General features: G+C 41.3%; 16 protein-coding genes. 9 read left to right on the plus strand and 7 right to left on the minus strand.

Going from position 1 to position 16,412, the window contains the following annotated elements:
* Positions 1 to 44: 44 nt before the first annotated feature.
* The 3 genes from J0X13_RS12215 to J0X13_RS12225 form a co-directional block, all read right to left on the minus strand.
* Entirely contained in the window at positions 45 to 773 is a 729-nt protein-coding gene (locus J0X13_RS12215) for an energy transducer TonB (RefSeq protein ID WP_207071700.1), read from the minus strand.
* 112 nt (positions 774 to 885) lie between these two features.
* Positions 886 to 1,599 carry a DUF2490 domain-containing protein gene (locus J0X13_RS12220; protein ID WP_207071701.1) on the minus strand — a complete coding sequence of 238 codons (714 nt, stop codon included), beginning with the start codon at positions 1,597 to 1,599 and terminating at the stop codon, positions 886 to 888.
* Positions 1,600 to 1,703: 104 nt separating this feature from the next.
* Positions 1,704 to 2,672, minus strand: a complete 969-nt coding sequence (locus tag J0X13_RS12225) for an ROK family protein (protein ID WP_207071702.1) — start codon at positions 2,670 to 2,672, stop codon at positions 1,704 to 1,706.
* A 191-nt stretch (positions 2,673 to 2,863) separates the two neighbouring features.
* Between J0X13_RS12225 and J0X13_RS12230 the strand changes: the two genes are divergently transcribed.
* From J0X13_RS12230 to J0X13_RS12255, 6 genes are all read left to right on the plus strand, one after another.
* On the plus strand, positions 2,864 to 3,655 hold the full coding sequence (locus J0X13_RS12230) for a universal stress protein (RefSeq protein ID WP_207071703.1): 792 nt from the start codon (positions 2,864 to 2,866) through the stop codon (positions 3,653 to 3,655).
* A 22-nt stretch (positions 3,656 to 3,677) separates the two neighbouring features.
* Complete coding sequence (locus J0X13_RS12235) at positions 3,678 to 5,513, plus strand: SLC13 family permease (RefSeq protein ID WP_207071704.1); 1,836 nt, start codon at positions 3,678 to 3,680, stop codon at positions 5,511 to 5,513.
* A gap of 17 nt (positions 5,514 to 5,530) precedes the next feature.
* Positions 5,531 to 7,147, plus strand: a complete 1,617-nt coding sequence (gene pckA, locus J0X13_RS12240; RefSeq protein ID WP_242535722.1) for a phosphoenolpyruvate carboxykinase (ATP) — start codon at positions 5,531 to 5,533, stop codon at positions 7,145 to 7,147.
* A gap of 12 nt (positions 7,148 to 7,159) precedes the next feature.
* A complete protein-coding gene (locus tag J0X13_RS12245; RefSeq protein WP_207071705.1) occupies positions 7,160 to 8,479 on the plus strand; it encodes an ATP-dependent 6-phosphofructokinase in 1,320 nt (439 codons plus the stop codon).
* An 81-nt stretch (positions 8,480 to 8,560) separates the two neighbouring features.
* Positions 8,561 to 8,860 (plus strand): HPF/RaiA family ribosome-associated protein, encoded by a 300-nt coding sequence (locus J0X13_RS12250; protein ID WP_207071706.1) that lies wholly within the window; start codon positions 8,561 to 8,563, stop codon positions 8,858 to 8,860.
* Positions 8,861 to 8,905: 45 nt separating this feature from the next.
* The gene (locus tag J0X13_RS12255; protein WP_207071707.1) at positions 8,906 to 9,532 is read left to right on the plus strand and encodes a hypothetical protein; all 627 of its coding nucleotides are present in this window, start codon (positions 8,906 to 8,908) and stop codon (positions 9,530 to 9,532) included.
* Here J0X13_RS12255 and J0X13_RS12260 read toward each other — a convergent pair.
* The 3 genes from J0X13_RS12260 to J0X13_RS12270 form a co-directional block, all read right to left on the minus strand.
* On the minus strand, positions 9,529 to 9,678 hold the full coding sequence (locus J0X13_RS12260; RefSeq protein ID WP_207071708.1) for a hypothetical protein: 150 nt from the start codon (positions 9,676 to 9,678) through the stop codon (positions 9,529 to 9,531). The two genes, J0X13_RS12255 and J0X13_RS12260, sit on opposite strands and share 4 nt — an antisense overlap.
* 105 nt (positions 9,679 to 9,783) lie before the next feature.
* Positions 9,784 to 11,175, minus strand: a complete 1,392-nt coding sequence (locus J0X13_RS12265) for a sugar porter family MFS transporter (protein WP_207071709.1) — start codon at positions 11,173 to 11,175, stop codon at positions 9,784 to 9,786.
* 32 nt (positions 11,176 to 11,207) lie between these two features.
* The gene (locus J0X13_RS12270) at positions 11,208 to 12,449 is read right to left on the minus strand and encodes a 3-deoxy-D-manno-octulosonic acid transferase (RefSeq protein WP_207072055.1); all 1,242 of its coding nucleotides are present in this window, start codon (positions 12,447 to 12,449) and stop codon (positions 11,208 to 11,210) included.
* 83 nt (positions 12,450 to 12,532) lie between these two features.
* On the opposite strand from J0X13_RS12270, the gene J0X13_RS12275 reads away from it, so the two are divergent.
* The 3 genes from J0X13_RS12275 to J0X13_RS12285 are packed head-to-tail and all read left to right on the plus strand — an operon-like array spanning position 12,533 to position 15,104.
* Positions 12,533 to 13,687 (plus strand): DegT/DnrJ/EryC1/StrS family aminotransferase, encoded by a 1,155-nt coding sequence (locus J0X13_RS12275; protein ID WP_207071710.1) that lies wholly within the window; start codon positions 12,533 to 12,535, stop codon positions 13,685 to 13,687.
* A gap of 2 nt (positions 13,688 to 13,689) precedes the next feature.
* On the plus strand, positions 13,690 to 14,706 hold the full coding sequence (galE, locus tag J0X13_RS12280) for a UDP-glucose 4-epimerase GalE (RefSeq protein WP_207071711.1): 1,017 nt from the start codon (positions 13,690 to 13,692) through the stop codon (positions 14,704 to 14,706).
* 41 nt (positions 14,707 to 14,747) lie between these two features.
* Complete coding sequence (locus J0X13_RS12285) at positions 14,748 to 15,104, plus strand: hypothetical protein (protein WP_207071712.1); 357 nt, start codon at positions 14,748 to 14,750, stop codon at positions 15,102 to 15,104.
* 7 nt (positions 15,105 to 15,111) lie between these two features.
* Here J0X13_RS12285 and J0X13_RS12290 read toward each other — a convergent pair whose 3' ends face one another.
* A complete protein-coding gene (locus tag J0X13_RS12290; RefSeq protein WP_207071713.1) occupies positions 15,112 to 16,212 on the minus strand; it encodes an acyltransferase family protein in 1,101 nt (366 codons plus the stop codon).
* Between the last annotated feature and the right edge of the window lie 200 nt (positions 16,213 to 16,412).

Consider the following 16,412-nt stretch of genomic DNA (forward strand, 5'->3'; position numbering starts at 1 on the left):
AAGGCCCAAGCGCTAACTTGGACCTCGATTTATTTGGATTATGTTTAGTGTTGCATTACAAAATTAATTGGAATACTGTATTTCACGCTTACTGGTTTTCCTCGTTGTTCCCCAGGTTTTACCTTGGGCAAGGAAGCTATAATACGCTCAGCCTCTTTTTCCAATAGTTTATCGGGACCTCTTTTTTGAATATTGCTCACATGGCCTTTGGAGTCTATTACAAATTGTAAATATACTCTGCCCGTAATTCCCATATCCAAAGCAGCTGGAGGATAACTAAAATTCTTTTTAATGTGCTCCTGTACTTTTTGGTTAAAGCATTCCTTGCGTTCTGCTTGGCTTTGTAAACTTTCACAACCTGGGAAAACCGGAACGTTTTCTATTACTGCAAAGGGTACAACAATGTCTTCTTCCACCTCTTCCACATCAACATCATCAATGCTTACAACGGCATCTTCAATATAGGTTTCCTGGCTACTTTCTGTACTTTCAATTACAGTTTCTTCCACGTCTTCCACGTCCTCCACAATTTCTATTATCTCCGGAGCGGATGGCGGTGGAGGTGGTGGGGTGGTTCTTAATATTTCGGTAACGGGTACATCTTCCTTAAGCTCATCGGTAACTTGTACGACTTCTGTAGCTTTGGATTCTTCTTCATAAAACTTTACTTCGAAGGATTGCCATGTCATGAACAATACCGAAGTAAGTCCTATCATGAAATAAAGACTGCTATTGCGTCCAATTTCGGCGTTTGGGTTCTTTTTTGGTTTCATGACTTTTACTATTTAACTAGGTTAAAGGTAACTTGGTTAAAAATCAAAAAATATGATAATAATCAGGTTTGCCCTTGGAGCGAAACTCTCTAGTTTTTAACGAATTATGTTTTTAATCGGGGTTTAGGGCCAACTCATTTTTGGTGAGGTCGATATTAAAAGATAGACTTAACCTGATCATGTGCTCAGTGGAATTTTTAAACTTTTGGTTGAAGTATCCTATGTCTGCATTCAAACTAGAGGTGATTTGTTGGCCTATGCCCACAAACACCCTATTTTGATTAAATGTGCTGCCCTTTAGGTCAATAAAGATCTCATCAAAGGCCTTGAAATAAATATCCTTATATACGGGCCTTTTAAATTGCAAACGATATCTAATCCTATTATTGATCTTGGCATCTTCAGTATTAACCAACCTTCGGTTTTCTAGACGTAAGCGATGTGCAATGGAATTATCAATGAACTTGGATTTTAGGGTGTATTCCCCATATATCCAAAGCTGATTGGTGTTGACCACATCGTTGGGTTCCAAATAGGAATTTGAATTGAGCAAGGCGAATCCACCTGTAAAAGTGGAGCTCTTACTTACCCGGTAGGATGCACCAGTTCTAAAAAAGAAAAATCCATATGTATCCAACATATGGTGGTGTCGAACAATACCTACTGTAGGGATGCTCCAATCTTGGTGAATTTTGGTTGTGCCACATAGCACAAGCCAAGAACCATATTCATTTTCTTCTGAGTTTTGGGCATAAAACGATTGTGTTGAAAGGACTGAGAGTACTATGGAACAAAGCAATCCCGAAAAATACTTTGTATACCCCATAATCTATGGTTTTGGATTGTTGGAGTACAAAGGTTTTCACTATTACATAGGATATAGTATGATACTTATCATATGTCTGTTCGTTGTTATAAAAACAGACTGTTTTAGACCCGTTTTTTCTTTTTATTTTCCCAGATAAGGGCCGCAGCTCCACATATGGCAGCCGTTTTACCATGCATACTTGAGTGTAGAAGTTTTACCTTTCCTTTATAAACATCTAACAAGAATCGGTTAAAATATTTTTCCAAAGGAGTCATGATCCATTTACCGCTATTGGTCAATCCTCCCATTAAAATAAATGCCTCTGGCTGTGTAAAGGCAGTAAAGTTGGCCAATGCTTGAGCCATGATGCGGGCCGTGTAATCGAAAGCTTTAAGGGCAATTTCGTCCCCTTCTTCGGCAGCTTGGGTAATGTCTTCTCCGTGAAGGTCGTTATATGCAATACCCCTAAACCTGCTATCTACCAAATACTTGCTCTGCATGTACATGATTGTTCGCTTTAATCCAGTAGCGGATACGTATGCCTCCAAACCTCCTTTTACTCCAAGTCCCGTTAACCTACCGTCGCCGATGGTCATGTCTACATGGCCCAATTCACCTGCAAACCCATCAAACCCATCTATGAGTTGACCATTGGCTACGATTCCTGCCCCAAAACCGGTGCCCAAAGTGATTACGATAAAATCCGTCATGTCCTTGGCTCCTCCAAACAACATTTCGCCCAAGGCCGCTGCACTGGCATCGTTCATAATACGTATGGGCATGTCCAAGCGTTGCTTTAAAAGTTTTACCAATGGCACACTTCCTTTCCAAGCCAAATTACTGGCACTTTCAATAGTTCCATTTTTGCTGGAGGCATTTGGTGCACCAATACCGCAACCAATCACATTGGCACCTTCTCCAAATCGCTCCAAAAGTTCGTCTACAGTAGATTTTATTTTGTCCAGATAATCGTCTAGGTTGGGGTACTCCTTGGTCCTAAAAAATGTTTTTTCGTAGCATTCACCATGTTCGTCCACCAGACCTATCTTGGTTTTGGTTCCTCCAATATCAACACCAATTACTAAATCCATATGTAAAGTCGAATTGTTTTTAGGTTTTTAAATATAACCAATATGGTATCAAAAAAAATAACTTACCGTATTTTTATGGGGACGGAATTTTTGCTAATATCATGGAAAAGTTAGAAATACTGACTTCTGTCATGTTTTAGGTGATGGGTCGATTCTACTTTTGATTGTGTATTGAAATAAATAAAATAGGTATGAGCAGTTTAAAAAAAATATTAGTTCCTTTTGATTTTTCGGAGGCATCCATAAATGCTTTGGAATATGTGGTCAACTTTGTTGGAACAGAACGTTCCATTGGCATTTTAGGCTTGTATGTGGGCAATATGGCCATTAGTGAAGCGGACAGTAAAAAATTGGAAAACGATTTTTCCAAGGTAATGCAGTCTTTTGATGTTAGATTGAAGGTTGCACCAAGTTTTATGACGGATACAGGTGAAGTGATCGGAACCATTCTTTCGGCCCAAGAAAAAAGTAATGCCGATATCATCATGATGGGGACCATGGGCGATAAAATCACGGATGAAGCTATCACCAATACCTCGCAACTGGTTTTAAAGGCCAACTGCCCTGTAATCTCAATTCCTTATGGAACAAGTATTAAGGACCCCAAAAACATTGCCTTGGTGATGGGGGGCGAAAAAATTGATGACAAAGAAGTTTTGGAGACCCTTTTGGACATTGCCCGTACTTTTGACGCCCGTGTTCATGCCCTTACCATTTACAAGGATTCCATCTACGATGAAAAGGCGATTAAGGAATCCAACGAGAATCTGTTGGAATATTATTTAGAGCATTTTTATGAGGATCATTCCTTTAGTAAAAATGATGATGTGGAACAGGGCATATTGGATTATATCGCAGAGAAAAACATTGATATGTTGACCATATTGCCACGAAACCATACGGAAAGGAGTGAGCCATCCGAAGGACGGTTGACCAAACTATTGACCTTGCACTCGGAGATTCCGGTGCTGGCCCTGGACTAAACTTAAACCTTTATTGCTTAGCATGCTGCCACTGCTGATTATCTTAGGGGTTACCATTTTTCTATTTGTATGGGGTAAATTCCCTCCGGATGTAGTGGCTCTCATGGCCATGCTCTCACTTTTTCTCACAGGAATTTTGAATATTAGTGAGACCTTGGCAGGGTTTAGCAATCCAACGGTAATTATGATTGCGGCCCTATTTATCATTGGGGAAGGACTTTCCAGAACTGGTTGGACGGCTATGGCAGGTCAGTTTTTCGTGAAATGGGCCAGAAAGAATATTTCCCGCTTATTGGTCATTGTTACCTTGGGATCCAGTTTGCTTTCCGGTTTTGTGAGCAATACAGGGACGGTTGCTGCATTGCTTCCAGTTACCGTAACTGCAGCTTGGAATGCGGGAACACTGCCATCAAAATTATTGATTCCCGTGGCCTTTGGTTCCAATACGGGCGGACTGCTCACCTTAACAGGTACACCACCCAATATTATTGTGAGCAATGCTTTGTCCGAAAATGGATTTACGGGTTTTTCGTTCTTTGAATTTGGATTGATAGGAGTGCCGCTCCTTATTGTTTCCGTCCTCTATTTTAGGTATCTGGGTTACAAATTGCTTCCCGACCACAGGACAAATAACAAGCCCATGGCCATAGATCAGGAAATGCACAAATGGATAGAAAACTACAGTATTGGTGATAATCTTTACCGATTACGTATCCGGTCCATGTCCCAATTGATAAATACCACAATAGGGGAATGGGATTTTGAGAGCGAGCACAAGGTTTCGGTAATGCGATTAAAACGCAGACACCCCAATAAACTGCACCGAATACCACAGTTTGTGGAAATGCCCGGATTGGATACCGAAATGCGTTATCACGATATTATTACTGTGAAAGGTGAACCAGAAGATGTGGATCGTCTCGTTTTAAAGTTCCATTTGGGTGTAATACCACTTAAGCCTGAAAAGGATATGCTCAAAAAAGAACTGATCAACCAAGAGGTGGGGATGGCAGAAATGATCATTACACCAAAATCTGTTTTTGTGGGCAAGACCATTAATTTGGGTCACTACCTTCGTAAGACCGGGGTGCAACTATTGGCCGTATCACGGGACAATGCCCCCTTAACGGGAAAAATAAAAATCAAAGCAGGAGATGCCTTTGTGATTCGTGGCCAATGGGAAAATATTATAGCGCTGAAATCGATGTACGAGAATCTGGTGATATCCGGAAGTCCTGAAGCTCTGTCCAAAAATGTGGATCAACTCACTACAAGGAGTTATATTGCTTTAGGGACCTTAGTGTTGATGATTCTGCTTTTGGTGCTCAATATATTGCCCGGGGCCATTGCAGCACTGGTATGTGCGGGAATCATGATGTTGACTGGATGTGTTCCCATATCAAAAGCATACAAGGGGATCAGCTGGACAAGTGTGGTGATGATCGCGGCCATGATACCTATGGGATTGGCATTGCAAAAAACAGGTGTGGCACAATTGGCGGCCAATAGTCTAGTGGATACCTTGGGAAGTATACATCCCGTAGCCTTATTGGCAGGTATTTTCTTGTTGACTGCAGCTTTTAGTCAAACCATAAACAATTCGGCAACTGCAGTATTAATGGCGCCGATCGCTATTATGGCATCCACTACCTTGGGGGTTTCGCCAAAACCCTTTATGATTGCTGTTGCGGTAAGTGCCTCGACTGCGTTTTTAACCCCTGTGGGGACAACTACCAATGCCATGGTAATGGCAGCGGGCGGATATAAATTTATTGATTACGTAAAAGTGGGTGGGCCTTTGCTCCTGCTTTTCTTTATAGCAACATTAGTATTGGTTCCATGGATATGGAGCTTCTAACCATTAAAACCACAATTATGAGCACAACCAAAGATCTTAGTAAGTATGGATTGAAAAATGTCCGGGCGCAATGGAATCTTGATGCTGAAACGTTACAAAAACTTACACTTGAAAAGGGCATGGGAGTAGAAACCGAAAATGGCACCCTTTGCGTGAACACGGGAAAGTTTACAGGAAGGTCGCCCAAAGACCGGTTTTTGGTAAAAGATGATTATACCAAGGACAAAGTATGGTGGGGCAGGATCAACAAACCTGTATCCCCTGAGAACTTTGACAAGTTATACGATGAGATAACAAATTACCTCGATGGCAAGGAAGTTTTTGTAAGGGATGCCTACGTGTGCGCAGACCCAAAATACAGAATGAATGTTAGAACCATCACCGAATATCCTTGGTCCAACTACTTCATTAAAAACATGTTCCTGCGTTTGGATGAGAGCGAGCTCGAGGATTTTGAAGAAGAGTGGTTAGTACTTTGTGCACCAGGTTATGAAGCCCAAAATCCATCTGAATATGGCATATTGAGCGGAAATTTCTCCATCCTTAATTTCACCAAAAAAATTGCCTTGGTAGGCGGGTCTGCCTATACCGGGGAAATGAAAAAAGGTATTTTCTCCGCACTAAACCTTATCCTGCCCACTGAAAAAGAGGTGCTCCCAATGCACTGCTCCGCCAATGTTGGTGAAGCTGGGGACACCGCAATTTTCTTTGGATTGTCCGGAACAGGTAAAACCACTTTGTCCGCAGACCCAGAGCGTAAACTTATCGGGGACGATGAGCACGGTTGGACCAAAGAGGACACCATCTTTAACTTTGAAGGTGGGTGCTATGCCAAAGTAATCGATCTTACCGAGGAAAAGGAACCTGACATTTTCAGGGCCATCAGACCTGGAGCGCTATTGGAAAATGTGGTGTTCAAAGAAGGAACAAAAGAAGTGGATTTCTTCGATAGTTCCATCACACAGAACACACGGGTAAGTTATCCTATTTACCATATCGATAACATACAAGAGCCATCCTATGCATCCAACCCTAAAAATATCTTTTTCTTAACTTGTGATGCATTTGGCGTATTACCGCCGGTATCTAAATTGACCCCAGGCCAAGCAGCTTACCACTTTATTTCGGGCTATACGGCTAAGGTTGCAGGAACAGAGGCAGGTATTACGGAGCCCGTGCCATCGTTCTCGGCCTGTTTTGGAGAGCCTTTTATGCCATTGCACCCCACAGTTTATGCTGAAATGCTAAGCGAAAAAATGAAAGCCTCCGGAGTTAATGTGTGGCTGATCAATACCGGATGGAGTGGAGGACCTTACGGAGTGGGGTCTAGAATTAAACTGAAATATACGAGAGCAATGATTTCTGCCATTCTCGAAGGTAAATTGGACGATGTGGATTTTGATACGCACCCCATTTTTGGATTACATATGCCAAAATATTGCCCGGGCGTTCCTACGGAAATGTTGGACCCAATGAATACTTGGTTGCAAAAAGGAGCTTATGTAAGCAAAGCGATACAATTGGCGCATTCGTTCCATATCAACTTCGATAAGTTTGCAAGCCAAGCTTCGGAGGAAATTATGAATGGTGGTCCGCTAATTGATTCGCACCATAGTTTAACGGAACATCTTTAAGACCTAAATAAAGTGAATAGCACAAATAGATTTCATATAGAAAGCTTGGGGGCGCCTAAATTCAAGTCGCCCCTTGAGCTAAGTACGCTAAAGGGGGACCATATATTCGATTTTATCAGAGAATCCGATAAGCTGGTCTTTGACCTTTCCATGGAACATTACCAACAATGTTTAAAAAATGGGGAAGAGCCGCTTTGTTTGGAAAAGGCGGGCCCACGGCAAAATCTTTTTTTTGATTCGGATAAGGCTACTGCGGCCATAGTTACATGTGGAGGTTTATGTCCTGGTATTAACAATGTGATACGGGGTTTGGTGATGGCACTACATTATTTCTATGGAGTTAAAAAAATTATAGGGGTGCCATATGGCTATGAAGGCCTTAATCCAGAAAAAGGACATGACTTGATACAATTGACGCCAGAAAAAGTAAAGGATATCCATCAATTTGGAGGTACATATTTGGGCTCGTCCAGAGGGGCGCAAGATGTTTCCGTGATGGTGGATACCTTGGAGGAAAACAAGGTGGATATGCTATTTGCCATTGGAGGTGATGGAACCTTAAAAGGCGTAAACGCCTTAGGTGAAGAAATCTCAAGGAGAAACGCTAAAATCAGTGTGGTAGGAATACCAAAGACCATTGATAACGATATCGACCTGATCGATGAATCCTTTGGTTTTGAAACTGCTTTTGATGTGGCAAGTCCTATTTTGCGAGATGCCCATAATGAAGCGACAGGAGCTTATAATGGAATCTCCATTATCAAGTTAATGGGAAGGGATAGTGGTTTTATCGCTGCTTCTGCCGCTTTGGCTATGCCCGTGGTAAATTTTGTACTGATTCCCGAAATGGATTTTGCCCTGGAAGGAGAAAAAGGGTTTTTAAAAGTATTGGAACAGCGCCTTCACGAAAAAAAACATGCGGTGATCGTAGTTGCCGAAGGAGCGGGACAAAAACTCTTTAAGGACAGAAAGATCGTTAAAGACGCATCTGGGAACATTCAGCACGAGGATATTGGAGTTTTACTCAAGGAAAAAATCGTGGAATACTTCGAGGGTAAAAGCCCTGTGACCATAAAATATATCGACCCCAGTTACATTGTTCGGTGTGCTCCGGCAAACTCCAGCGATAGCGTGTTCTGCAGTAGGTTGGCCTACCAGGCAGTACATGGTGCAATGGCAGGTAAAACCAAATTTGTGGCCAGTAGGGTCAACAATCGATATGTGTATGTGCCCATTTCCGAAGTCACTAAAAAACGAAAAAAAATAGACATTGAAGGAGAGTTTTGGTTCTCGGTACTACAAAGTACGGGGCAACCTTTTTCTTTAGGATAGATGGAAGCAATTTAAACTGACAATTGTCATTAAATCTTTTCTTTAGTAGTTATAGATTTGAATGTAATCAAAACAATAATCATGGAAGTACATGTTCAATATCAAAAAATGATGACCAGTGAATCATTGACCCAATTGTTAATGAAAAAACTGGAGGGTTTAGAAAACAAATACAGTTGGTTGATCAAAGCCAACGTACTTTTTAAAGAAGAGAACTACAGTTCTGGAGAAGGCAAAATTTGCGAAATAGAACTGAGTGCCCCGGGTCCTAGGATTTTTGCAAAGTCCAATACGGATGATTTTGAAAAATCCATGGCAAATACCATTGAAGATTTAAAAAGACAGTTAGAAAAAAGGCAAGCTACATTTGCTACCCACTAAATAAAAACAAATCCATTCTGCGCATCAATCGTTAAAACTATTGTCATGAAATCAAAATTAATTGCTTTAAGCCTGCTTTTACTAATGGGTTGTTCCTCCACTAGGTTGGTCAGTACCTGGAAGAACCCGGATATCGTTCTTTTTGATGCTTACCAAGTGCTGGTTGTGGGTATGATACAAGATGACAATGCCCGGATGGAGTTCGAGACCGGTTTTGCGGATGCTTTAAAGCAACAAGGTATTGATGCGGTGCGCAGTATGGATGTTTTTGATGTAGAATTTACTTCAGGGAAAAGGTCCGAAAAGGAATTGGAGGAAGTGGAGCAACAACTTTTGGATAAAGGCTTTGATGCTATTTTGTTCACTAAAGTTGTGGGTACAGAGAACAGAAGAACATTTAGGGAGCATATAAACGATGTGGATAGAATGTTGATGCGTTTCTCTACGGATTATTTAGAGCACCAAGAGATTTACTTCGACCCTGAATATTACGATACCTTCAATATTTACCATGCAGAAACTTCCCTGTACTGTATATGTGTTGGAAAAGAAATAGAATTGATTTGGAGGGGAGAAGTGGACGTAACAGAGCCTGCTAATGTAAACAAAACTATAGACTCCTACATAAAGTTGGTGACAAAGTCAATGGGAGAGCAAGATGTTATTTTTTAGGAAGAGAGCCCTATGGCTTCCAATACCCCTAAAAGGTCCAAAGCAATTAAAACAGGAATTGCTATCAGTATTACGATCAATACAAAAACCATGACCCGCAAAAAGCCGACCATGAGTTTGTTTCCAAAACTAATTTCATCCGCCATAATAGTGTAATTTCCTTCAATTTACGGAATTATTTGCGCATTACCTTTACATGGAAACCCAATATTCGATTAACGGATGTATTTATACCATGTGCTGTAAACCAATTATTTGGAGTCTTCTTGTTTTCTGCTGAGCAGTTTCCCCAGCTCTTCCAATGAGATTCCTTTCGTCTCGGGCATCATAAAGATTACCCAAAGTAATTGAAGCACCATCATAACGGCAAAAAAGATAAATATAGGCCAAGGGTTATCTTTGAACACACCTATTTCAGCATCTAAAAAGGTAGGTGTGAGCAAGGTGATCAAAGCAGCGAATACCCAATGTGTCCCAGTTCCCCAAGACTGCCCATACGAGCGAACTTTGTTCGGGAATATTTCAGAAATAAAAACCCATATCACAGCACCTTGGCCGATAGCGTGGGATGCGATGAATATCAAAATAAAGCTGAGGAGAAGCACAGAATTCGCTCCAGAATAAAAGCACCATCCCACCATGGCCAAACTTACAATGTAGCCAATGGAGCCAATATACATTAACTGCTTACGACCCAGTTTGTCAATAAGAGAGATTCCCACAAATGTGAAAATCAAATTTATGACCCCGATGGATATGGAACTAAAGAGCGATTCCCCGGAGGCCAATCCTGCCCGTTCCAATATTTCCGGAGCGTAATACAACACAAAATTAATACCGGACAGTTGGTTGAAAAATGCGATTAAAAAGGCTAGTACCAACGATTTGTTGTATTTGCCGGAAAACAGATTGTCCTTGGTCTTCTCTGTAGTGTCCAACAAAGCAACCTTTATCTGTTCCAAATGAACGGAAGCCCTATCTTTTGCAATCCCTAGGAGGGTAATGGATTCGATTACTATGGCATCTGCATGGTTTTTCATTAACAACCACCTTGGGCTGTTAGGTATTTTAAACACCATGATGGTATAAATGAGCGCTGGCAATCCTTCGATACCCAACATCCATCGCCAAGCTATGTTTTCATCAAAAATTATCCCGATGAGGTAGTTGGATATAAAAGCAATCAAAATTCCAAAAACAATGTTGAACTGGTACATGGCCGTTAACCTTCCACGAGTCTGTGCAGTAGAAATTTCGGAGATGTATACGGGAGCCGCTACCGAAGAAGCGCCTACACCTACACCACCTATAAACCTGAAAAGCGAAAAACTATAAGGCTCTGGCGCCAAGGCGGAACCGATCGCCGATGCAAAATAAAGCACCCCTATCCAAAACAGGGTTTTTTTTCTTCCCAAACGATCTGTGGGAATACCGCCGAAAAGTGAGCCTAAAACGGTTCCCCAAAGCGCCATGGACATAATAAAGATGCCGTGAAAAGTAAAAATGGAGTCTCCCAAAAACCAATTGGTGTCCCATATTTCTTTTATAGGTTGGTTGGCACCGGAAATAACCACTGTGTCGAACCCAAACAAAAAGCCCGCTAGGGCCGCTGTCAATGAAATTCTAAAAATACGCTTGTCCATATGGGATGAATTTTGTTAAAGCTAACCAAATTTTACAAAATGCTGGAAATGTATTTCATGATCAAGTCAGCTGCACCTCGGTTGGAGATAATATAATTGGAGTTGATGTCCCCTATGTTTTTAATGGAAATGGGCTTGTTTAACAGCTCGCCCATTAAATTATCGAAACTATCCTGACTGGAAACGGGAATGATACCACCTTCGTTGACCAAGTCTTCTGCCTCCTTGAAGCCTTCAAATTGGGGCCCAATGATAATCGGAATTCCAAAAACAGCAGGCTCCATAGTGTTGTGCAATCCCGTGGCAAAACCTCCGCCCACATAAGCGATGTTAGCATAACTGTAAATTTTGGTCAGCAATCCAATGGTATCAATAATGAGGACATCGACCTCTTTTAGATTTTGGTTGCCCAATTCCGAATAACGTACCACGCTTTTTTTTAGAGCAGAGGCAATTTTATCGATATGAGTAGGCTTTATTTCATGGGGAGCTATCACATACTTTACCTTTTCGTTGGAGTTGTTCATGTAATTGATCAGGATTTTTTCATCTTCGGGCCAAGTACTGCCCGCTACCAAACACATTTGATTGTTCTTGAAACGATCCATAAAATCCAAATGGTTGTCGCGCTTCAATATTTCGGAAACACGGTCTAACCTGGTATCGCCACCAATACTGGAATTGTTTAGGCCGATGGATTCCAAAAGCACTTTGGACTTTTTATCCTGAACAAAATAATGATCGAATTTCCGCAAACTCTCTCGCATAAATCCCCCAAAGGATTTAAAATAGATCTGCCTCTCCGAAAAAATGGCCGAGACCAAAATGGTAGGAGTATTTCTTTTCTTGAGATGATATAGGTAATTGGGCCAGACTTCGTACTTGACAAAAATGGCCAGCTCTGGATTCACTAGACTTAAAAAGCGCTTTGCTTTGTAACTACTGTCCATAGGCAGATAAACTACCACATCGGCAACCGGAGTATCCTTTTTGACCTCGTATCCCGAGGGTGAAAAAAAGCTGAGAACCAATTTATGTTCAGGATAATTGGAGCGTAATCTTTCCAAAATGGGCAGGCCTTGTTCAAACTCGCCAAGGGAAGCTACGTGCATCCAGATGGTTTTGTCCGTTTGGCTCAGTTGCTCTTCCAACAAGGGAAAAGTACTCTTTCTGCCTTGCACGAACAATTTGATTTTAGCATTGAAAAGCGCGACCACTTTTAGCACAAGCCAAGCGAGGTTGATCAGGATGTTATATAGAAAACGCAAGGGCATCATTTTTCGCTAAAATACATTCTTTCGGTCAGAGACCATTATGGCATCTTAATTTCTTAATTTTGACCTATTAATTTATTCCAATGAAAAAAATACAAATGGTTGACCTAAAAGGTCAGTACGAAGGCATAAAAACCGAGGTCAACGAAGCCATTGCGGAAATCTTGGATTCCTCTGCATTTATAAATGGACCCCATGTTCACGCATTTCAGAATGAGCTGGAAGAGTATTTGGGTGTAAAACATGTGATACCGTGTGCCAATGGTACCGATGCACTTCAAATATGTATGATGGGACTTGGATTGCAACCAGGGGATGAAGTGATCACGGCGGACTTTACATTTGCGGCTACCGTGGAAGTAATCGGTCTGTTACAACTCACACCTGTTTTAGTAGATGTGGAACCCGATACCTTCAACATAAATGTGAAGGCCATTGAAAAGGCAATTACGCCTAAAACAAAAGCCATTGTTCCTGTACATCTTTTTGGACAATGTGCCGATATGGATGGGATTATGGAGTTGGCCAAAAAGCATGATTTATACGTAATAGAGGATAATGCACAGGCTATAGGAGGTTCTTATTTCTCCAAAGATGGTTCCAAACAAAAAGCAGGGAGTATTGGGCATGTTGGTGCAACATCGTTCTTTCCGTCCAAAAACTTGGGTTGTTATGGAGATGGAGGTGCCATTTTCACCAATAATGATGATTTGGCGCATACCATTCGAGGTATTGTAAATCATGGGATGTACAAAAGGTATTACCACGATGTAGTTGGTGTAAATTCACGCTTGGACTCCATTCAAGCGGCTGTGTTACGTGCCAAATTGCCCAAATTGGATTTCTACAACCAAAAGCGTTGGGAAGCGGCAGCAAAATATTCCAAGGCGTTTAAAGGACAAGTGCATATTGTCGCGCCAAAAATATCTTGCGGCTGCGATACCGAGAAAAGCGTTTGCGATTGCCACGTATTTCACCAGTATACCTTGAGGGTTACCAATGGAAAACGAGATGAGCTGGTACAACATTTAAATGATAATGACGTTCCATGTGGTGTATATTATCCAGTTCCGTTGCACAAACAAAAGGCTTACGCGGACGACCGTTACAACGAAGATGATTTCCCTGTCACCAATCAGTTGGTGAACGAAGTGATTTCCCTTCCCATGCATACAGAATTGGATGATGAGCAAATTGAACACATAACCAATTTGGTAATCGACTTTGTAAACAAATAAGAATGAAAATACTCGTAACAGGTGGGTTGGGCTTTATTGGTTCGCACACTGTTGTTGAATTGCAAAATGAAGGATTTGAAGTGGTCATTGTGGACAATCTTTCCAATTCATCTATAGGTGTGTTAAACGGCATAGAAGCCATTACAGGTAAAAAACCCATTTTTGAAGAGTTCGATCTCCGGGACAAACCAAAGGTTCAAGATTTCTTTCAAGAACATAGCGATATTGTAGGGGTTATCCATTTCGCGGCATCCAAAGCGGTGGGCGAAAGCGTGGAAAACCCTTTACTGTATTACGAAAACAACCTTGGAGTATTGGTCTATATTCTTCAAGAATTAAAGAAGAAAGGGGGCGCAAGCTTTATTTTCAGTAGTTCTTGTACCGTCTATGGTCAGGCCGATGAAATGCCGATTACCGAGGCCGCTCCTGTAAAACCTGCCGAATCCCCTTATGGCAACACCAAACAGGTGGGCGAGGAAATTATAAGGGACACCTGCAAGGTACATCCAGAGATCAAAGCCATTGCCCTACGCTATTTTAACCCGATCGGGGCGCATCCATCGGGTAAAATCGGAGAACTGCCCATAGGAGTGCCACAAAACTTGGTGCCCTTTATCACCCAAACAGGCATAGGTTTAAGGGAACAACTTTCTGTTTTTGGCGATGATTACCCTACCGAAGATGGTACTTGCATAAGAGATTATATCCATGTGGTCGATTTGGCCAAGGCACACGTTGCCGCACTGCAGCGTTTGTTGGAAGGGAAGAATGAAGACAATTACGAAGTGTTTAATTTGGGTACGGGAAAAGGAAGCTCCGTATTGGAGGTCATCCAAAGTTTTGAACGTGTTTCTGGGGAAAAATTGAACTACAAAATAGTGGACAGGAGGCCTGGGGACATTACCCAAGCTTACGCCGATACTAAAAAGGCAAATGAGGTTTTGCGTTGGAAGGCAAAATCCAGCCTTGACGACGCTATGAAATCTGCATGGGAGTGGGAGAAAATCATAAGAAGTTAGGGTAGAATAATCCCAAACTCCAATTTGTACGTAAATAGGGTATGCTGTCCAACCATAATAACAGTTTGGAGTTGCTGAAGACCGTTCAGCAAGAGCAACTCTATCAAAAATTGATACACCAGCTCAAAAAGGATTTTGAATTGGCCAATGTGCCTATAAACCTTCCATTGGACGTATCTCCTGAAGAACTTAAAACCATCATTCACGAAAAAATCTATTTTTTGATCGTGGAAAAGTTCCCAGAGTACCTCAACCTATTATATGTAGTGGATATATCGGAAGATGAGGTCAAAAGGATAGCTCCGTCCGATGTTGTTGATATTTCGGCAGAGGTATCCTTTTTACTTTTAAAAAGGGAATGGCAAAAAGTTTGGTACAAGGCCAAATATAGCAGCTGACCTTTGGTCAGACTTTTACGTAAATACCTTTTTTGTCCATAAAATAGCCCACGATCCAGCAGGTGAGCATTACCCAAAGGGCAAATAGTAAAGAGCCAACATGTCCGCCCGACCACGATATAAATACATTGTTGGCAATCCATCTGTAAAGTGACTCTCCATTAATGTCTATCGCAAAAAGGGTGATTATGAACAACTCCGATAATAAATAAATGAACAAGGTATTTTTGCCAAAAACCTCAAAAAAGTAACTCCAACCTTTGGCCTTCTTCATATCCAGAATGTAAATAAGAATGGCAATGGCAAAAAGGTCTATGCCGCAGGTAAGCAATACAAAGGAACTTGTCCAAAGTTTTTTGTTGATGGGCAAAATAAGGTCCCATGCCAATCCTGCAAAAACCAGGGCAAACCCGACCATCATCAATTTGGCCACCGTTTCGAAGTTTTGACCATTGTTCTGGATAAATCGACCGGCCAAATAACCGATGATCACATTGACAATGGCGGGAAGTGTACTCAACAAGCCTTCTGGGTCAAAAGCGATGCCTTCCCCATGGTACATGTGGTTGGCGCCGATAAGCCATTCGTCAAGTTTTAACACAGCATTGCCCGATAAGGTGAGGTCGCCAAAACCAATTAAAATAAGATGGTATCCGACCAAAAATGCCACACTCAGCCAAATAGCTGTTTTTGTCTTCACAAAATGAAGAATAATCGAGGCAAACATGTAGCAGAGGGCAATACGTTGTAAAACCCCAAAAACCCGGGTCTCCGAGAAGGGCTTTAACTGTCCATCATCAAAAAATGGGTACCAATACATTAAAAAGCCGAGCAAGAATATAATCGCTGTTCGCTTTAAGACTTTTTTGAAAACAGCGGATTGTCCCATGCTTTCGTACTTCTTCATGCTAAAGCTCATGGAATTTCCAACTACAAACAAAAAAGTGGGGAATACAAGGTCGGTCAACGTAAAACCGTTCCATTCGGCATGTAATAAAGGTGAAAATGTAGTGGACCAGTTTCCTGGTGAGTTCACAATGATCATTAAGGCAACATCCAGACCCCTGAAAACATCTAGGGAAAGGTACCTATTTTTAAGTTTGGACATGTTAAGTTGGTTTAGCTAGGCGTTCAAGTTAAATTATTTTTAGTTTCCCCTGTTAATTTGAGTTAAAAATTTCATTTTTATTGCTTTCATGTTCATTCTGTGATATAGTTGTAAATTTGAATAAGAAATTAAAGGGAATACAAGCATATAAATGCTAAAACCCGTATTTTTGACAAAATTTTCCATAAAGTTTTGGAGAA

Source organism: [Muricauda] lutisoli (nom. illeg.), assembly GCF_017313105.1.
Lineage (GTDB): Bacteria > Bacteroidota > Bacteroidia > Flavobacteriales > Flavobacteriaceae > Flagellimonas > Flagellimonas lutisoli.